Source organism: Burkholderia sp. MR1-5-21, assembly GCF_053427715.1.
In genome coordinates this window covers 162,398-181,384 of record NZ_JBSAXD010000017.1, presented here as the reverse complement: position 1 = coordinate 181,384, position 18,987 = coordinate 162,398, and the positions used below count along the sequence as shown (strand labels likewise).

16 protein-coding genes are annotated in these 18,987 nt (G+C 67.6%); 8 read left to right on the top strand and 8 right to left on the bottom strand.

Going from position 1 to position 18,987, the window contains the following annotated elements; translation table 11 throughout:
* Positions 1 to 44: 44 nt before the first annotated feature.
* The 4 genes from ACV229_RS23280 to ACV229_RS23265 all read right to left on the bottom strand — a co-directional run bounded on the left by ACV229_RS23280 (position 45) and on the right by ACV229_RS23265 (position 7,455).
* Positions 45 to 2,072: a sigma-54-dependent Fis family transcriptional regulator gene (locus ACV229_RS23280; protein WP_448085451.1), complete on the bottom strand. Its 2,028-nt coding sequence runs from the start codon at positions 2,070 to 2,072 to the stop codon at positions 45 to 47.
* Between the two features lie 355 nt (positions 2,073 to 2,427).
* The gene (locus ACV229_RS23275) at positions 2,428 to 2,934 is read right to left on the bottom strand and encodes an acetone carboxylase subunit gamma (protein WP_448074654.1); all 507 of its coding nucleotides are present in this window, start codon (positions 2,932 to 2,934) and stop codon (positions 2,428 to 2,430) included.
* A gap of 40 nt (positions 2,935 to 2,974) precedes the next feature.
* On the bottom strand, positions 2,975 to 5,299 hold the full coding sequence (locus ACV229_RS23270; protein ID WP_448085450.1) for a hydantoinase B/oxoprolinase family protein: 2,325 nt from the start codon (positions 5,297 to 5,299) through the stop codon (positions 2,975 to 2,977).
* An 11-nt stretch (positions 5,300 to 5,310) separates the two neighbouring features.
* Positions 5,311 to 7,455 (bottom strand): hydantoinase/oxoprolinase family protein, encoded by a 2,145-nt coding sequence (locus ACV229_RS23265; RefSeq protein ID WP_448085449.1) that lies wholly within the window; start codon positions 7,453 to 7,455, stop codon positions 5,311 to 5,313.
* Between the two features lie 429 nt (positions 7,456 to 7,884).
* Between ACV229_RS23265 and ACV229_RS23260 the strand changes: the two genes are divergently transcribed.
* The 5 genes from ACV229_RS23260 to ACV229_RS23240 all read left to right on the top strand — a co-directional run bounded on the left by ACV229_RS23260 (position 7,885) and on the right by ACV229_RS23240 (position 12,966).
* Positions 7,885 to 8,676 carry an SDR family NAD(P)-dependent oxidoreductase gene (locus ACV229_RS23260; protein ID WP_448085448.1) on the top strand — a complete coding sequence of 264 codons (792 nt, stop codon included), beginning with the start codon at positions 7,885 to 7,887 and terminating at the stop codon, positions 8,674 to 8,676.
* A gap of 215 nt (positions 8,677 to 8,891) precedes the next feature.
* Positions 8,892 to 10,013: a LysR family transcriptional regulator gene (locus ACV229_RS23255; RefSeq protein ID WP_448085447.1), complete on the top strand. Its 1,122-nt coding sequence runs from the start codon at positions 8,892 to 8,894 to the stop codon at positions 10,011 to 10,013.
* A gap of 103 nt (positions 10,014 to 10,116) precedes the next feature.
* Positions 10,117 to 10,812, top strand: coding sequence for a hypothetical protein (locus tag ACV229_RS23250; RefSeq protein ID WP_448085446.1), 696 nt, complete (start codon positions 10,117 to 10,119; stop codon positions 10,810 to 10,812).
* A gap of 91 nt (positions 10,813 to 10,903) precedes the next feature.
* Entirely contained in the window at positions 10,904 to 12,211 is a 1,308-nt protein-coding gene (locus ACV229_RS23245; protein WP_448085445.1) for an MFS transporter, read from the top strand.
* A 53-nt stretch (positions 12,212 to 12,264) separates the two neighbouring features.
* Positions 12,265 to 12,966 (top strand): DUF2848 domain-containing protein, encoded by a 702-nt coding sequence (locus tag ACV229_RS23240; RefSeq protein ID WP_448085444.1) that lies wholly within the window; start codon positions 12,265 to 12,267, stop codon positions 12,964 to 12,966.
* Positions 12,967 to 13,086: 120 nt separating this feature from the next.
* Here ACV229_RS23240 and ACV229_RS23235 read toward each other — a convergent pair whose 3' ends face one another.
* The gene (locus ACV229_RS23235) at positions 13,087 to 14,070 is read right to left on the bottom strand and encodes an NAD-dependent epimerase/dehydratase family protein (RefSeq protein ID WP_448085465.1); all 984 of its coding nucleotides are present in this window, start codon (positions 14,068 to 14,070) and stop codon (positions 13,087 to 13,089) included.
* 153 nt (positions 14,071 to 14,223) lie between these two features.
* Here ACV229_RS23235 and ACV229_RS23230 point away from each other — a divergent pair, with 153 nt between their 5' ends.
* Positions 14,224 to 15,123, top strand: coding sequence for a LysR family transcriptional regulator (locus ACV229_RS23230; RefSeq protein ID WP_448085443.1), 900 nt, complete (start codon positions 14,224 to 14,226; stop codon positions 15,121 to 15,123).
* Positions 15,124 to 15,211: 88 nt separating this feature from the next.
* Here ACV229_RS23230 and ACV229_RS23225 read toward each other — a convergent pair whose 3' ends face one another.
* A complete protein-coding gene (locus ACV229_RS23225; protein WP_448085466.1) occupies positions 15,212 to 15,343 on the bottom strand; it encodes a hypothetical protein in 132 nt (43 codons plus the stop codon).
* Between the two features lie 13 nt (positions 15,344 to 15,356).
* Between ACV229_RS23225 and ACV229_RS23220 the strand changes: the two genes are divergently transcribed.
* The gene (locus ACV229_RS23220) at positions 15,357 to 16,622 is read left to right on the top strand and encodes an MFS transporter (RefSeq protein WP_448085464.1); all 1,266 of its coding nucleotides are present in this window, start codon (positions 15,357 to 15,359) and stop codon (positions 16,620 to 16,622) included.
* A gap of 100 nt (positions 16,623 to 16,722) precedes the next feature.
* Here ACV229_RS23220 and ACV229_RS23215 read toward each other — a convergent pair whose 3' ends face one another.
* Positions 16,723 to 16,923, bottom strand: a complete 201-nt coding sequence (locus tag ACV229_RS23215; RefSeq protein WP_448085442.1) for an oxidoreductase-like domain-containing protein — start codon at positions 16,921 to 16,923, stop codon at positions 16,723 to 16,725.
* 217 nt (positions 16,924 to 17,140) lie between these two features.
* Here ACV229_RS23215 and ACV229_RS23210 point away from each other — a divergent pair, with 217 nt between their 5' ends.
* Entirely contained in the window at positions 17,141 to 17,563 is a 423-nt protein-coding gene (locus tag ACV229_RS23210) for a RidA family protein (RefSeq protein WP_448085441.1), read from the top strand.
* 32 nt (positions 17,564 to 17,595) lie between these two features.
* Here the strand turns inward: ACV229_RS23210 and creD are convergent, their stop codons facing one another.
* The gene (gene creD, locus ACV229_RS23205; RefSeq protein WP_448085440.1) at positions 17,596 to 18,987 is read right to left on the bottom strand and encodes a cell envelope integrity protein CreD; all 1,392 of its coding nucleotides are present in this window, start codon (positions 18,985 to 18,987) and stop codon (positions 17,596 to 17,598) included.

Genomic DNA, 18,987 nt, shown 5'->3' with positions numbered 1-18,987 from the left:
GAAACGGGCCTGCACGCCCGTCACACGGTCACGCCCGCCGCGGCTTACCTTGCGCGGCCCCGGCGAACGTCGCTCACCGCGTCGAGCAAGCGATACTTGCGGATCTTTTCGTAGAGCGTGCTCTTCGCGATGCCGAGCTGGCCAGCCGTCTTCGTCAGGTTGCCCGCGTGACGTGCAAGCGCGCGGCGGATCGATTCCGCCTCGGCCTTCTTCAGCGAGTCGTCGGCATCCGGGACGAGCGCATCGACGAGTCGCACGGCGCACGTATCGGCCGACGCCGCCGCGCCGATCTCGGCAGGCAGCTTGTCCGCCTTGATCACGGGGCCGTCCGACAACAGCAGCGAGCCTTCGATCGCGTTGCGCAGTTCACGGACGTTGCCGGGCCACGGATAGCGCAACAGGCGCGCATACGCGTCGTCGTCGAACGATCTCGGGGCAAGGCCATAGCTGTCGCACAGATGCGCGAGCCAATGCGCGATCAGCGCCGGCAGGTCCTCGCCTCGCTCGCGCAAGCTCGGAATCGACACGGTCGTGACCGCGATCCGGTAGTACAGATCCATCCGGAAGTGGCCTTTCGCGACGGCATCCTTCAGATCTCGGTGCGTCGCCGCGACCAGCCGGAAATTCACCCTGCGCGGCGTATTCTCGCCAAGGCGATAGATTTCGTTCTCCTCCAGCACGCGCAACAGATGCGGCTGGATGTCGAGCGGCATTTCCCCGATCTCGTCGAGAAACAGCGTGCCGCCGTCGGCCGCTTCGATCTTGCCCGCCGCACCGGACTTGCGTGCGCCGGTAAATGCGCCTTCCGCATAGCCGAACAGTTCGCTCGCGAGCAGGTCTCTCGACAACCCGCCGCAATTGAGCGCAACGAACGGACCGTCGGCGCGATCGCTCGCCTGATGGATACCCTGCGCGAACAGCTCCTTGCCGACGCCGGTCTCGCCGAGCAGCAGCACCGGCACTTTGGACGGCGCGAGCTGGCGCGCACGATTCACGGCCTCTCGCAATGCGGCGCTGTCGCCGACGATGCGCTCGAATCCTCGCTGCACACCGCCTTGCCGTTCCCGTCCGCGCGCGATCGGAACGGCGCCACGGGGATTCGCGATGCCGGGCGTCACGATCATGTAGCCGAGCACGTCCGCGCCGTCACGCACCGTTTCGATGTGGCTGCGCTGCAGCCATGCCGGCGCGCTCGCCGGCAGGCGGCCGTCGCCCGCGTAGTGCTCGAGTTCCGGCAGCGCGAACGCCGCGTCGCACCGGACGTCGAAGCCGAGCCGGCGCAACACGGGAACGACTTGCGCGTTGGCCTTGACGAGCCGGCCGCGTTCGTCGACGACGAGCACCGCATCGGCGGAAGACGCACCGAAGCGTGACGCACAGCGGTCGAGCAGGCTCAGGCGGCGCGCCATGCCCTGCTTCGCGAGCCGGCTTTCGATGCGGCCGGCAAGCGACACCGCGAGCGCAAGGCTGTACTGGTTGTAGGTTTCGGCAAGCCCCGAAATATCGATCACGCCCAATACGTGCCCGTCGCGCGGATCCTGGATGACGGTCGCCGAGCAGGTCCAGCGCTTGATGCCTGCGCAGAAGTGCTCCGCGCCGTGGATCTGGACCGGCTGCCTGAGCGCGAGCGCGGTGCCGATCGCATTGGTACCGCAATTCAGCTCGGTCCACTCGCAGCCCGGAATGAGGCCGACCTCGCGTGCAGGCTCGACGATCCGCATGTCGCCTTCCTGCTGGAGGATCATCCCGCTCGGATCGGCCAGCAGCATCACCGTGCCCGTCTGCGAAAGAAAATCCCGGGTCTGCTGCATCAGCGGCAGACTGGCATCGACCAGGCGAACGTTCGATGTGCGCCACTGCACGAGCCCGTCCTCATCGAGCGGCGGCGGTGCACGGTCGGCGCCGGGATCGACGTGGCCGACGAGACAGCGCTGCCACGAATCGTCGATCACGCCGCGGACGTCGGGCGAACGCCACTCGCTGCCTGTCACCAGATGCTCCCACGCGGCCATGATGCTCGCGTCATGGTGCGGACTGGGAAACCAGTCCATCGGCGTGCCTCTCTGTTGCATGTCTGTCTCCTGGCGGTTTCGTGACGGCACGAACCGCAAGGCCGTCGCAGCGGCCCTTTTGTCGACTTTGTGGGGCGCCCGACCGCAGCCGGCGGCGAGCGTAGCGACTATCGTACTCCGTTCCGGCACGGCGACGGCCGTCCGGCGCACACCATCACAAGCAATGCGCGCGCCAGCAAGCGGTCGCACGCGCGTCGTCGCCCGGCCCCGCATGCCGGCGAGAATCGACGACCGAAAAGAAACCGGCCGTTCGAAAATCGAACGGCCGGAAATCGAACGCTTCCCGCGGACGACGGACGAGGCCGAAGCGAGGCCGGCGAATGCCGAGCCCCGCAGGCAGCGTCAAAAAGTCAGATCATTGCGCGCGCTCCGGAACCGGCAGCTTCACCCATTCCGCGTAGAACGCATCGATATCAGGCTCGAAGTCGTGAATGACCGGGTACCACGGGGTCGGCGCCTCGACGTCGTGCATCGCACCGCAGGTCGGGCAGTAGTATTCGCGGTAGACCTGCCACTGCGTGTCGGGGGCCATCAGGCGCGGATAGACCTCGTCCATCGCCTCTTCCGATTCGCGCACGAAGATGTTCGCGTGCAGCTTCCAGTTGTCGCGGTAATCGCAGAACACGTGGCCGCAGTCGCACTGCGTGACCCAGTGCTTCGTCGCCCATTGCTGCACGATGTACAGGTGCGGGCCGAGCGGCAGCACGATGCGGTCCTTCCAGCCGAGCTTCTGCTGCAGCGCGTCGACATACATCCGGAAGCGCTCGCCGTCCTTCGGCATCGACAGCATGCGCAACGTCGTGTCCCAGTCGAGCTTGCCGTCGACCATGTTCCTGATCTGTTCCTTGGTGTAGGTAGACATCTCCAGTCCTCCATGTGGGTGATGGCGCGTGTGGTCGGGCTCACTCCTCGACCAGCACCACCGTATTGACGTCGGGCATCTTCGACAGGTCCATGCGGAATTTCGAGCCGTAGGTCGGCACGTCGAGCTCGTCCTCGGTGAGCGTCCACGTGTCCGGCAGCTCCCAGAACGCGCGGAACTGCTGCTCGAATTTCGTCGACAGGCCGAAGCTCGTCGCGAACATGTGCTGTACCTGCGTCGATGCGTGCTTGAGCAGGATCCGCTCGCGCTCGCCCTTCATCCATTCGCGGGTCGGTTGCGAGCGTGCGAGGCGCGCATTGCGGATCTCGATGCGCCGCAGCGCGGTCGCTTGCGCATCGACCGTCCAGATGCCGTTGGCGTCCCGCGTCGCGACCGCCCCATACACCTTCTGCGCGTATTCGGCCAGCAGCACCGCGTTGTTCAGATCGCGTTCGATCGCGTCGATCTCGCGGTCGAGCGGATCGCCGAAACCGGGGCCGCCGCGCAGGTAGTTCAGGTAGAGGTCGTAGTTGCTGTAGCAGTCCTCCGTGGTCATGCATTGCTGGTCGCGCTTGACGACCGCGCCGGCGTTCAGGTGGTTCTCGTAGTCCGGCAGGTCCGGATTCGTATCGCCGCCGAGCGGCAGGCTCTCGCCGAGCGCGATGCGTTCCTTGATGCCCGTGCGATGCGCCTCGAAGCGATAGCCGGTGGCGGGCGGGTAGCCGCCCATCAGGCCCCAGTCGCTGTTCATGTAGCCGTTGCCCATGAAGAACATCGTCCAGTCCTGCGCCTTCCAGACCATCCGCAGCGTCTCGAATCCGCAGCCGCCGCGGTACTTGCCGTAGCCGCCCGAGTTCGACTTCACGTTGCGGCCGAGGTACAGCAGCGGCTCGGCCATCTCCCAGATCTCGATGTCGCCCATGTCGCCTTCGGGGTTCCAGATCGCGGCCGCGTGATTCAGGCCGTCCTTGATCGCGCACGCGCCGGTGCCGCACGACGACGCCTCGAAGCTGTTGACCGCATGGATATCGCCGTCCTGGTTGATCCCGCCGCCCTGCAGCCAGTTCGACGTGTTGGCGTTCCCCGCGTTGACTTCCTCGAGATAGCCGCGGCTGAAGTACGCCTGCGACAGGCCGCGCCACATCGCGCTCCAGCCCGACACCAGGAAGTGCCACGCGTAAGCGTGTCCGGTGCGGCGGTCGTCCGGGTTCATCCACGCGCCCTTGGGCAGGTGGAACTCGGTGCCGAAATACGCGCCGTCGTTGATGCGCTGCGTCGGCACCAGCGTCTGCGTCATCATCACCCAGATGCCGCTCGTGAACGCGACCTGGTGCGCGTTGTACGAGTGCCAGCCCCAGCGGCTCGCGCCTTCGAAATCGAGACGCCACGAGCCGTCCTTGCGAATTTCCATCTCGACCGGCGAATGCATGATCGAGTCGAGCTTCGCGAACGCCGACGACGTCTGCACGTCAGGATGGTTGTACGGCACGTCGACGAACGCGACCTTGCGATACTTGCCGGGCAGCGTCATCGCCTTGATGCGCGTCTGCAGGCCGCGCCGGCCTTCCTCGATCACCTCGAAGCTGAATTTCTCGTATGCGTCGAGGCCTTCTTCGTCGATCACTTCTTCGATCAAGTCGCGGATCATGTGGCAGCCGGCGATACGCGTGCGCTCGTCGAGAATCCAGTACTTCGGCGTGCGAACCGAGCGCTGGCTCTCGTGCAGCCAGTCGCGCAGCGGCGTGTCGTTCACCCCCGTCTTGCGGCACGTGATCATGTAGCCGTCGCCGAAACGCTGCACCTGTCCCGTCGACATCGACCCCGGCGTCACCGCGCCCGTGTCGATCACGTGCGTGACGCCGCCGACCCAGCCGACCAGCTTGCCGTGCGCGAAGATCGGCACGATCGTCGCGATGTCGCACGGGTGGACGTTGCCGATCGAGCAGTCGTTGTTGGTGAACATGTCGCCGGGCTGAATGCCCGGATTGGCTTCCCAGTTGTTCTCGATCATGTACTTGATCGCCGCGCCCATCGTGCCGACGTGGATGATGATCCCCGTCGATGTGAGCACGCAGTCGCCCGCCGCGTTGTAGAGCGTGAAGCACAGCTCCCCTTCCTGCTCGACGATCGGGCTCGCGGCGATCTTCTTGGCCGTTTCGCGCGCATGCACGAGGCCGCCGCGCAGCTTCGAGAACATCTTCTCGTAGCGGATCGGATCGCGCTCGCGCAGTTCGAGCCGCTCGAGTCCGTTGTAATGACCGGTTTGCGCGGTGCGCTCGAGAATGCCATCGCGAAACTGCTTGAGCGTCTGGCCGTTCTTCAGCAGATCGGCAAAGCCGACTTCCTGGCTGGACATCATGTTCATCGCATGTCTCCTTACTGGACTTCCCTGAGATGGAAGAGGCGGTGCTTGTCGAGCGTGGTGGCGAAGCCCTTCGGGACGACGAACGTCGTCGCGTCGGATTCGATGATCGCGGGGCCCGTGATCTCGTTGCCGGGCTTGAGCGACTCCATGCGCCAGATCACCGCGTCATGCCACTGCTTGTGCCGATACAGGCGCCGCGTGCCGATACGCGCATCCGCCGGCGGCGTCGGGCCCGCGACAGGGTCTTCCGGCAATACGGGCTTCTGCGTGACGACCATGCCGCGCATGATCGCGCCCGTGACCGAGAAACCGAGCTCCGGCGAGCGCGCGGAGCTCGCGTACACGCGGCCGTAGGTGTCTTCGAAGGCCGTCACGATCTTGTCCCAGTCGTCCGCGTCGGACGCGCCCGCGATCGGCGATTCGATTTCGAGGTCGTTGAGCTGGCCCATGTACTGCATCCGGAAGCCCGGCCGCAGGATCACGTCCCGCTCGCTGAAGCCGTTGATGCGGAACTCCTCGATCACCTTTGCGGCCAGTTCCGACCACGCCTTCTGGATCGTCTGCGCGGCCTGCGCCTTCTCGGCGTCGGGCGCGAGCTGCGGCAGCGCGAGGTCGACGCTCTTGTCGTAGCGGTACTCGAAGTCCGCACACGCGCAGCCGAATGCCGAGAAGCCGGCCGCCCATGCGGGCACGATCACGTCCTTGAAGCCGAGACCGCCGGTGTAGCCGTACGTGTGAACCGGCCCCGCGCCGCCATACGAGAAGCAGACGAATTCGGTCGGGTTGTAGCCTTTCGCGCTGACGTTCGAGCGCAGGTATTCGCGCAGCTGCAGGTCGAGCAGCTCGATCACGCCGGCCGCCGCGTCCTCGACGGAAAGGCCGAGCGGTTCGGCGATCTGCGCGTTGATGTGCTCGCGGGCGCGATTCACGTCGAGCTTGATCTGGCCGCCGAGGAAGTTGTCCGGATTCAGGTAGCCGAGCACGACGTGGCAATCGGACACGGACACCGTCGTCAGGCCGCTGTCGGGCCAGCACGTGCCGACGCGATAGCCGGCGCTGTCCGGCCCGAGCTTGATGGCCCCGCTGTATGGATCGAGCCGCACGAAGCTGCCGGCACCCGCGCCGACCGAATCCATCGTGACGAGCGGCAGCGACAGCACGAGGCGCGCCATGTCCGGATCGGACGCGATCGCGAAATTGCCCTTCGTGATGAGCGCCATGTCGAACGATGTGCCGCCGATGTCCGAGCATGCGATGTTGTCGTAGCCGAGTGCTTCACCGAGGAGCTTCGAGCCGATCACGCCGCCGATCGGGCCCGACACGATCGTGCGCGCCAGTTCCTTCGCTTTCCAGCTGATCGTGCCGCCGTGGGTCGCCATCACGCGCAGGTCGAACTTCGCGCCGTGCTTGCGGAAGCGGTCGCTGACCTTCCTGAGCGTCTGCCGCGACGGCTCGGCCGCATACGCTTCGAGCACCGTCGTGTTCATCCGGTGGCTTTCCTTGCGCTGCGGGTAGTAGTCGACCGACGCGAACACCGGGAGATCGACACCGCGCGCAGCCAGCTCGTCGCGCACGATGTCCCGCGCCTGGCGCTCGCTCGTCGCATTCTTGTGCGACTGGAGGAAACAGATGACGATCGCTTTCGCGCCGGCGGCGACGAGCTCGCGCGTGGCCTGCCGCACTTCGCTTTCCCGCAGCGGAATGACGATCTCGCCCTGGACGTCCGTACGCTCGGTGACGCCGCGCGTGCGCGACAGCGGCACGAGCGGCTCGTCGTAACGGTGCGTATTCAGGTGGATGCGTTCTTCGAGCGCATAGCCGAGGTAGCTCTGGATCGCCCGCCCCATCAGGTGTACGTGCTCGAAGCCCTTGTTGACGAGCAGGCCGACGTCGAGCCCCTTGCGCTGCACGACGCGGTTGAGCATCGCCGTGCCGGAGTACACACAGGTGACGAGTTCCGGATAGACGTCGTCGACGTCGCGCTGCCAATGCGCGAGCGCGTCCTGCGACGAGTTGAAGATCGCGAGTGACTCATCCTCCGGATTGCTTTGCGCCTTGCCGACGACGAACCGTCCGTCCTCGCGCACGAAGAAGGTGTCGGTCATCGTGCCGCCCGCGTCGATGCCCAAGACCTGGACTTGCGAAAGTCCTTCCATGGTGATGTCTCCAATGATTGAAGTCGTGATGAGCCGCGTTCCGGTTCGAGCGGGGTCATCGTTCGATCCCGGGCGTCGGCTCATCTGCAATGGCGCAACAACCATGCCATGCGGTGGATTGGGCCGGTCGGCGCGGCAAAGCCACGCCAGACGGGGCGCTCGTCGGGTGGAGGGGGTTTCTTCTTGACGGCAGCGCACCGTCGGACGGACGGATTCCGGACTGGGTTGGCGTCCGGATATCGGTCGGTTCCGTGGATGCGGCGATCCGCACATGCGTTGTCCGGTGTCGGAATGGCGCCAATGCAAGCGACTTCGCGGAGTGGTTTCGCGTCATCGCCAGCCGCCATTCGCGTTCAGCCATTCGGCTGATATCCACGCGGCCGCCCGCCATCTACAGTGATCGGGATCGACACTTCTCCGGAGACCGAGATGACGCACCCGCATCCCCGCACGATCGTGATCACCGGCGCCGGCACCGGCATCGGCGCCGCCTGCGCGCGCCGCTTCGCCGGCCTGGGCGACCGCGTCGTGCTGATCGGGCGGCGCCAGGCGCCGCTCGACGCGCTGGCCGCCGAGACGGGCGGCCTCGCGCTGGCCGGCGACGCCGCGAGCACAGCCGACTGGATCCGCTTCGTGCCGCGAATCGCCGAACGCTTCGGCCGCATCGACGCGCTCGTCGCGTGCGCGGGCGGGCATGGCCTCGGCCGCGCGGACGAAACCGACGACGCGCAGTGGCGCGATGCGATGCACGCGAACCTCGACACCGCGTTCGTCAGCGCGCGCGCATGCTTGCCGGACCTGATCGCGCGGCGCGGCAGCATCGTGCTGGTCGCGTCGATCGCGGCGCTTGCGGCCGGGCCGGGCGTGTGCGGCTACACGGCCGGCAAGCACGCGCTGCTCGGGCTCACGCGGTCGCTCGCGCGGGATTACGGGCCGCACGGTGTGCGCGCGAACGCTGTGTGTCCGGGATGGGTGCGCACGCCGATGGCCGACGCGGAAATGGCGCCGCTGATGGAAGCGCACGGCGACACGCTCGACGGCGCGTACGCGCGCGTCAGCGCCGACGTGCCGCTGCGGCGCGCGGCCGATCCGGACGAAATCGCGGCGGTATGCGCGTTCCTCGCGTCGCCGGATGCGTCGTTCGTGACGGGCGCGACGCTCGTCGCCGATGGCGGCGCGATGACGGTCGACGTGCCGACGCTGGCGTTTGCCAGGGTGTGACGCGGCACGGCCAGCGACGTTCGCGTGAAGGATCGGCACAAGCGTCGATTGGCGTTTGGCGTTTGGCGTTTGGCGTTTGGCGTTTGGCGTTTGGCGTCTGCCCCGAAGTGTTCGGCATCGAGCCCCATGCAGACGCACGTTGCCCCGGCCCGAAAATCCGTTAACATCGACCCGACCCGCCGCGCGCCCGGCGCGGCGTCAACGTTCAGGATTCGATGAACATCCGGTTTCTGGAAACCTTCGTCTGGCTCGCGAAGCTGGAAAACTTCCGGCTCACCGCCGAAAAGCTCCACACGACACAGGCCGCCGTGTCGAGCCGGATCGCGTCGCTCGAGGAAGCGTTCGACGTCCGCCTGTTCGACCGCAACACGCGCTCGGCGACGCTGACGCCCGCGGGCCGGCGCATGCTCGCATACGCGGAGCGGATCGTGCGGCTCGACAGCGAAATGCGCCGCGACGTCGATGCGGCGAGCGACGCGGGCCTGATCCGCATCGGCGTGATCGAGTCGATCGTGCATAGCTGGTTCCCGGCGCTGATGTCGCATCTACGCGAGCGCTATCCGCGCCTCGACGTCGAGATCACGAGCGACACGACGCGGAACCTGATTCGCCTGCTCAGCACGGACGGCGTCGACCTGATCCTGCAGACCGATCCCGTGCCGGGGCCCGACTTCGCCAACGTGCCGCTGTGCGAATTCCCGGTGCGGTGGGTCGCGAGCCCGCGGCTCGGGCTCGGCGGCCAGCGGCTCGACGTCGCGCAGTTGGCCGACTATCCGATCGTCAGCTTCTCGCGCCACTCGGGACCGCACGCGACCATCGAGCGGATGTTCGCCGCCGTCGAGCGGCCAGCCAGCATCAACTGCATCACGTCGGTCGCCGCGATGATCCGCCTCGTCGCCGACGGTTTCGGCGTCGCGGCGCTGCCACCCGCGATCATCGGGCGCGAATTGCAGGAAGGCGCGCTCGAACTGCTCGACGTCGAGCCTGAATTTCCCGCGCTGCCGCTCGTCGCGTCGTACCGCACGCAAGGCCTGCCCGTTGCCGCGCACATCGCGGCGCTGGCGAGCGAAGTCGCGCGTGCGGTGCCGTCTGCGGCGTCGATGCCGTCCGCGCCAACTGAGCCAACTGAGCCAACCAAGTCAACCAAGTCAACCGCGCCGACCAATGACGCGGCCGCCGCGCGCCCGGATGCGTCATCCGCGAGAGCCGCACGCGCCGCCAAGGGTGCAACAACCCGCGCGTCCAAAGCGACGCACGCATCCACCGCCCAACCGAAACCTGCCGCAAAGCGCTCCGCGAAACGCAACTCGCCTGCCCCCCGCACGCGCAAGTCATAAGAAAACCTGTTCACCGCGAATTTGTTTTCTTGTTGGACGCGCGCGGCGCATCTTCGGGACACTGGGGTTCCTGTCTCACACCCTGTCACGAGGAACCGCCCCGATGAGCCGCATCTCCCTTCCGCACGGCCAGCTTTGCGTCTGGACGGACATCGACCCGCTGCACGAAGCCGATTTCAACGCGTGGTACGACCGCGAGCACATGCAGGAGCGCACCGCGATCCCCGGCTTCCGGCATGCGCGGCGCTTCCGCGTGACCGATCGCGGTCCGCGCAAGTATCTCGCGCTGTACGTCACCGATACGCTCGACGTGTTCCGCAGCGACGCATACCGCCGCGCATTCACGCAGCAGACGCCGTGGTCGCTCGCGAACTTCGAGCGCATGACCGGCACGCAGCGGCGCGTCGGCGAACTGTCGATCGAGGCCGGCGACGGCGAAGGCGCGCACCTCGCGCTGTTCGTGCTGCCGTCCGACCGGATCGACGTGCAATCGCTGCGTGAGCGCTTCGACGCCGCGTTGCGCGAGCCCGGCATCCACGCCGCGCGGCTGTTCCGCGCGAACCCTGAGCTGTCCGCGCCGATCGGCGATCCGTCTGCCCGGCCGCTCGCCGATGCGCTCGTGCTGATCGAAGGCAGCGACGCCGCCGCCACACGCCAGGTCGCGGCAGCACTCGCCGGCCACGACGACATCCGCACCTTCGAGCTGCTGTGGCGGATGGCTGCGCCGCTCGCGGCCCGCCAGGCGGACGCGCCGACGACCGTTGCCGAACGCGCTGCCCCGGCGGCGCTCGGCGCGTAGCCGCGCCACGCAGCCGCCAAGCGCGGCTTGCCGCGGCCGCGTTCGCGCACACCGCCGCGCTCCACGTCACTTCACGACCCGCACAGACACCATGAGCACTCTCGCCCAGCCCGCCGCCGGCGCGCCGCGCCGCGTCCGCAACAGCCGCCTCGCGACCGCGAGCATGATCGGTACGTCGCTCGAGTGGTACGACTTCACGATCTACAACACGCTCGCCGCGCTCGTCTTCAACCATCTGTTCTTCCCGTCCGTCGACCCGCTCGCCGGCACGATCCTCGCGTTCTCGACTTATGCGGTCGGTTACGTGTCGCGCCCGCTCGGCGGCATCGTGTTCGGCAACCTCGGTGACCGCATCGGCCGGCGCGCGGTGCTGATGCTCACGCTCGTGCTGATGGGCCTGACGACCGCGCTGATGGGCGTGCTGCCGACCTATGCGACGGCCGGCATCCTGAGCCCGATCCTGCTTGTCGCGCTGCGCTTCGTGCAGGGCGTCGCGCTCGGCGGCGAATGGGCCGGCGCGGTGCTGCTGTCGGTCGAACACGGCGACCAGAAACGGCGCGGCCTGTCCGCGTCGTGGACGCAGATCGGCCCGTCGTTCGGCACGCTGCTCGGCACGGGCTGCATCGCGCTCGTGTCGCTCGCGACCACGTCCGGGGACTTCCTTGCGTGGGGCTGGCGGCTGCCGTTCGCGGCCAGCGCGCTGCTCGTCGTGTTCGGCTTCTGGCTGCGGCGCGGCGTCGACGAAACGCCGCAGTTCGAGCAGCTCGCCGAATCGCACGCGACCGCCGAGGTGCCCGTCGCCGAAGTCCTGAAGTGCCACTGGCGGCGCCTGCTGATCGCGGGCGGTTCGCGAATCGGCTCGGACGTGCTGTATGCGCTGATCGTCGTGTTCACGCTGACCTACGTGACGACCGTGCTGCACCTGTCGCGCCCGCTCGCGCTGACGGCCGTGATGGTCGGCACGGCCTGCAACGCGCTCGCGGTGCCGTTCTTCGGCGCGCTGTCGGATCGCTTCGGACGCCGTCCCGTGTACCTGGCCGGCGCGATCGCGGGCATCGTGTGGGCGTTCGCGTTCTTCGTGCTGCTCGATTCGGCGCGCCCGGGCGCGATCGTCGCGGCCGTCGCGATCGGCCTCGTGATCCACGCGGTGATGTACGGGCCGCAGGGCGCGTTCGTCACCGAGCAGTTCCCGACGCGCGTGCGCTACGCAGGCTCGTCGCTGGCCTATACGCTCGCGGGCATCGTCGGCGGCGGCTTCGCGCCGCTCGTGATCGCCACGCTGTTCCGGCAGACCGGCACGACGACGGCCGTGTCGCTGTACGTGACCGCATCGCTCGTTGTCACGGCGATCGCACTGCTCGCCGCGCGCGAGACCGCGCACCGGCCGCTGGCCGATTGAGCGCCGCCGCCGTGTTTTCGCCCAATCGATTCGAACCCCAAACGGATATCCGCATGCGTTCCCTGTCGTTCAACGTCATTCCCCGTCACGGCGAGCCGGATGAAGCCGCCGTTTCCGTCGAGCGCGTCGTCATCGCCGGCTGGGCCGGCCGCGATCCCGATGCAATCCGGGCGCACATCGACGAACTCGCCGCGCTCGGCGTCGCGCCGCCGTCGACCACGCCGTGCTTCTATCGCGTGTCGCCGTCGCTGCTGACGCAGCACGCATCGATCAGCGTGCTCGGCGCGCGCTCCGGCGGCGAAATCGAGTGCGTGCTGGTCGACAGCCCGCTCGGCACGCTCGTGACGGTCGGATCGGATCACACGGATCGCGAGGTCGAGGCGTACGGCGTCGCCGTATCGAAGCAAGTGTGTGCGAAGCCGCTCGGTCGCGACGCGTGGCGTCTTGCCGACGTCGCGGATCACTGGGACACGCTCGAGATGCGGTCGTGGCTCGTCGCGGCAAGTGGCGAGCGCGTCGCGTACCAGCACGGCGCGGTCAGCGGTCTGCTCGCGCCGCAGACGCTGTGGCGCCGCTTCGACGATGCGCAAGCGATGCCCGCGCGCTGCGCAATGTACGGCGGGACGGTGGCCGTCTACGGCGCCATCGCCGCGATGGCATCCGGCGATGCGTTCGAAATGGAGCTGCACGATCCGGTGCTCGGTCGCAGTCTCACGCATCGGTATGCGGTCGAGGTGCTGCCGGTGGTGGCGTGACGGATGGCGGCGGGTTCGGCTGCGATCCCGTGAGCGGCATGCCGGCCGACGACATTCGCCGAACCATCCGGCATCTTGCTCGCAGGTTCCCGCCCGCCACACGGCGGCAGCACACGTCATTCACGGCAGACAGCCAAGCCCCGCCAGCGTCTCCTCGACGGCCGTATCGAGCGGCGTCACCGGCTCACGGCCGAGCACCGCCGTCACGCGCGCGTTGTCCATGCGGATCGGCTCGCGCCACAGGTAGCGCATCTCGAGCAATTCGCGCAGCGTCGTGACGAATGGCGACGCGGCCCACACGAACCACCACGGAAACTTCCGCAGCGCCGGCCGCAACCCGTGCCGCTGCGCGACGCGGCACACGGCCTGCGCCATCTGCGTCCCGTCCGCATCCCAGTGCCCGCCGAGATGAAAGCGCGCGAACGGCTCCAGCATGTCGCGGCGCTCGATCAGCTCGACCATCGCGCGCGCGACGTCCGGCACGTACGACCATTGATGGCCGACGCCGGGCCGCCCTGGCACGCTGACGGCCGCGACGGGCCGCCCCGGCTTGACGAGCCCCAGAGAAAACCAGTTGCTGACGGCGCGCGGGCCGAAGAAATCGCCGGCGCGCACGACGATCGTCCGGACACCCTGCGCGGTCGCGGCCTGCAGCCGGCGCTCGAGTTCGACGCGGATCGCACCCTTGCGGGTCGACGGATGCTGCGGGGCATCCTCGAGCAAGACCGGAAACGCGTCGGCGCCGAAGTTGTAGACCGTACCCGGCAGCACGACGGTCGCGCCCGCCGATGCGGCCGCCGCGATCGTGTTGTCGACCATCGGCAGCACGAGTTCGGACCAGCGGCGGTATCCCGGCGGATTGACTGCATGGACGATCACGCTGCAGCCGCGCGCCGCCTGCATCACCGCTTCGCGGTCGAGCGCGTCGCCGCGGATCCAGGTCAGGCCGTCGCGCTGTAACGTCGCGCTCTCGAGCACGCGCTGCAATGCGCGCACTTGCCAGCCCGCGTCGCGAAGCTGCCGCGCGACCTCGCCACCGATCCCGCCGGTCGCGCCGAGCACCAGCGCATGCCTGTCGGATGCCTGCACGCCGGATACCCGCATGTCGGCTACCCGGGTGTCGGATGCCCGCATCTCCGCTTCGTGGAAATTCGTTGCCATCGCCGCTCTCCTGTGTGAATCATCGACGGCACATTCTGGCGCGCATCGGGATCGCAAGGAATTGGCGAACATGGTGGATCTGCTATACATTTTCGTATGGCCTCCGATCTCAACTGGGAACTGTATCGAACCTTCCTCGCGGTGCTGACCGAAGGATCGCTGTCGGGCGCGGCGCGCGCGCTCGGCATCACGCAGCCGACGGCCGGCCGCCACGTCGCCGCGCTCGAAGCCGCGTTCGGTCAGACCCTGTTCACGCGCTCGCAGTCCGGCTTGCTGCCGACCGAGGCCGCGCTCGCGTTGCGCGGCCATGCCGATGCGTTGCGCAGCGCCGCCGCCGCGTTCGAGCGCGCAGCGGCCAGTCGCGGGGATGGCGTCAGCGGCGTGGTGCGCATTTCGGCGAGCGACGTGATCGGCGTCGAGGTGCTGCCGCCCATGCTGACGCGGCTGCGGCGCGATCACCCCGAACTCGTCGTCGAACTGGCGACGACCGATCGCATCCAGGACGTGCTTAAGCGCGAAGCCGACATCGCGGTCCGCATGGCGCCGCCCGCGCAGGACGCGCTCGTCGCGCGACGCATCGGCAGCATCGAAGTGGGGATGTATGCGCGGGACGACTATCTGGCCGCGCACGGCATGCCGGCGACGATGAGCGAACTTGCGCGGCACGCGCTGATCGGGTTCGATGAAATGACGCCGTTTCTGCGCGCGGCAGGCAAAGTGCTGCCTGACTGGAACCGGGATGCGTTCGCGCTGCGCTCGGACAGCAACCTCGCGCAGCTCGCGATGATCCGGGCCGGTTACGGGATCGGCATCTGCCAGTGCGGGATCGCGAAACGCGATGCGCGGCTCGTGCGCCTGCTGCCGGAACAGGTCGCGCTGCCGCTCGAAACGTGGGTCGTCATGCACGAGGACCTGCGCACGAGCCCGCGCTGCCGGGCGACGTTCGATGCGCTGGTGCGGGGGTTGCTTGCGTATGTCGATGGCGACGCGGACTGACCGGTAACGCGGAATGCCGGGATCCGGCCATACCCGTCGCGGACCTATGCCGAAGTGTCATCGAACATTCCGCAAGCCGATTCCCTGCTCACACCACCAGCTGCCTCGCCAGCACCTCTCTCGCCTGCGTCACCGCCTCCCGTTCGCCGGGCAGCGGCGGCGTCAGCGCGAACACGGCGTCCGGCAGCGCCGGCAGCCGGTGCTTCGGTCCGAGCCGCACGAGCCCGTCCCCGATCGCCGACGCGCCCGCGCCCGCCGCGCGCAGCCATCACGGCTGGGCGCTCGCGGTGCTGCTGGTCGGCGCGCTCCTGCCCCCGCTCGACTACTTCATCGTGAATCTCGCGCTGCCCGCGATCCGCGACGGCCTCGCCGGCAGCGGCACGGTGCTCGTCGCCGGACGCATCCTGCAGGGCCTGTTCGCGGCGATCCTGTCGCCGCAGGTGCTGGCCACGATCCGCAGCGTCTTCACGCCGCACGAACAGGTGCGCGTGATGGGCTTCTACGGTTTCGTGTTCGGCCTCGCGGCCGTGATCGGCCAGCTCGGCGGCGGCGCGCTGATCAGCCTGCACCCGTTCGGGCTCGGCTGGCGCGTGATCTTCCTTGTCAATCTGCCGATCGGCGTGCTTGCGCTCCTCGGCAGCTGGCGCTTCATTCCGGAAAGCCGGCCGCCGCGCGGCCAGCAGATCGACGTGCCCGGCACGATCCTGCTGTCGCTGTTCCTGCTGATGCTCGTCTATCCGCTCACGCGCGGACGCGAGGAAGGCTGGCCGCTGTGGATGGTGGCCTGCCTCGCCGGCGCGCTGCCGATGCTAGGCCTGCTGCTGAACGTGGAAGGACGCCGGCTCGCGAACGGGAACGATCCGCTGCTGGACGTGCGGCTGTTCCGCAATCCGGTTGTCGCGCTCGGGCTCGCGCTCGGCTTTCTGTTCTACTCGATGAGCGCATTCTTCCTGACCTACGGCATCTACCTGCAAGGCTGCCTGCGCTGGTCGCCGCTCGCGTCGGGTTTCGCGATCCTGCCGTTCGGGCTCGGCTTCCTGTCGAGCCCGCTGCTGATGCCGCGCCTCGTCGGCCGCTTCGGCGCCTACCGCGTGCTCACGCTCGGCTTCGCGATGCTGACGGCCGGTCTCGCTGCGGCAGCCACGCTCGCGGACGCGAGTGCGCCGGGGCCCGGCTTCTATCTGGGGCTCGCGGCGATGGGGATCGGCCAGGAGCTCGTGCTGCCTTCCATCGTGCGGATCGTGCTCGCCGAAGTGGCGCCCGAACGCGCGGGCGTCGCATCGGGGATGGTGTCGGCGACACTGCAGATCGGCGCGGCGGTGGGCGCAGCGACGCTGGGCGGCGTGTTCTTCTCGCGGCTCGGTGCGCATCCCGGCACGCTCGATTACGTGCACGCGTTCCGGACGTCGATGCTTGCGCTGGCGGCGGTGCTGGCAATGTGTTTGCTGCTGTCGTCAGCGCTCAGGCCGATGCATCGGCGCCGGCATGCGCAGACGTGACGCTGTTGAACGGGCGGCGCACTTTCACTGACGACTGCCCGCTGCGCAATCGCGGCAACGGTCACCGCAATGGATGCACGCGACGACAAACGTGCACCGCTCATTCGCGCGGCTTGCGTTTCGCGTGCCGCGCTTCCCACGCGGCCAGCTCGGCCCGGTAGCGTTCCATCGCGTCGTCGTACAGATCGAACACGCAGGGTGAGCATCCGCTGTTGCAGCAATCCTCGAGTTCCGGCTGTTGCGGCGGTGTCGGACGCGGATCGTCGGGAAGCGACGGATCCTGGACAGGTTTCCTGGGCACGGCGTGATTCGGTTGACGATGAACGGTCAGTATAGGTCGATCCAGCCTGCCGCTACGGCGGCTTGCATGCGAATCAGCAGAATCGCCGGCGCGGCGAGCCTGCTTGCGGATGGATGCTCGTCTATGATGGCGACATTGTCGGCGATGTCGGCAGCAATGACGCCAACGGCGAACAGGCGCGATCGCAACGCGAACAGCGCATCAACGGAGCCCGCTCATGATCGATGCAGTCAATCCGTCGGCTGTCTGGCCGCCGTTCGGCGCATTCTCGATGGCGGTCATTCAGGGCGACGGCCAGATCGTCCACCTGAAGGGACAGGTCTCCGTCGATCGGCACGGGCAGGTCGTCGGTCGCGACGACATGCGCGCACAGGTGCGCAAGACGCTCGAGAACATCCGCGACGTGCTGGCGGCAATGGGCGGGCAGATGGCCGACGTGATCTCCCTCGTTCACTATGCGACCGACATCGACGCGTTCATGAACACCGGCGACATTCGCAAGACGTTCTTTGCGGAACCCTACCCGGTGACCACGACCCTGCAGATCGAACGCCTGTACCACCCCGAGCTGATGATCGAGATCACGGCGATCGCGGAAATTCCGCGCGCCCGGTTTCGCCGCCCGCAACCGGGCGCCTGACGGGGCAGGCAGCCCCCGCAAGACGAACGCGATCACGCAGCAGGCGCCCGAGGCTCCTCGTCCTTGCCCGCCGGCTTGTCGGCCAGCGGTTGCCACGCCGCGCCGAGCGCGTACCAGTCGATGCGGCGGGTGAGCGTCATGATGCCGGCAAGTATCGCGAACAGCAGCAGCGAGCCGAGCATCAGCGCGTTGTCTTCCGACAGCAGCAGCCCGTACAGCGCCGCGTACAGCGTCGCGAGCAGGCTCGCGAACGCGGCCCCGCGCTTCACGCTGTGCAGTACGAACGACAGATAGAAGCCGAGCAGACCGATACACGCGCCGCTCGCCGCGAGATACGCAAGGCCGAACGCGATGTGCTCGGACAGGCTCAGCAGCAACAGGAAGAACAGCGCGAGCGACAGGCCCACCAGCAGATACTGGATCGGGTGAATGCGCAGCCGCTTTGCGAGCTCGAGCATGAAGAAGCTAGAAAACGTGAGGATCACGAACAGTGCGCCATATTTCGTCGCGCGCTCGGCCTGAAGATAGACGTTCACGGGTTCGATCAGCGACACCGACGCAGTCTCGAACACCCCTTCCCCGTTGCCGGCCGCGATCTGCTCGCGCACCTTCGTGTTGAACGACGTGACGCTCCATGCGCTGACGAAACCGTGTGCATCGACCTTGCGGCTGCGCGGCAGGAAGGAACCGTCGAAACTCGGATGCGGCCATGCCGATTTCAGCAAGAAGTTGTTCTGGTCGGCCACCGGCGCGAACGCGACGGATTCCGCGCCCAGCAGCGGCAGGTCGATGCTGAACGGCACGACCTGCCCGGCGTTCGCGGCCGCGAGCGCCGCAAGATCGATGTCGGCATGCACGCCCTGACGCAGGCCCTCCAAATGCGTGCCCTGCTCCACGTCGAACCGCTTGCCGCCGACGCTCAGCGCGGGCTGCGCCATCAACCCGCGAATGTCGCTGATGCCGATCGCGACGTACGTCTTGTCGATCGCGAAGCTCACGTGCCCGGCCGATTGCGGCAGCTGCTTCAGGTCAGGCAGCGCCAGCGTGCCCGTCAGGCGGCTCTGCAGGTCGTACACGAGCGCCTTGTGGATGCCGCGGTAACGGACATTGGTCGCCAGCGTCCCGTCGACATTCAGCGTCTTCGGAAACACGAGCACGCGCTTCGTCTCGCTGTGCAGGCTTGTCCGGGTCGCGCCGCCGGCAGGCGTGTCGTCGCGCACGCGCGTGACTTCCGTGTACGACACGACGAGGACGGGCCCCGTCACCGTCTGCGGCCCTGCATAGCTGGACCAGATGCTCCGCAACGCGTCTTCGCGATACGATGCGCGCTCGCGCACGATGCTGCCGACCATCTGCAGCGGAATCAGGATGAGCAGCGCAAGAAACGCGGTGATCAGGGATTTGAACAACAGGACTCGATTCAT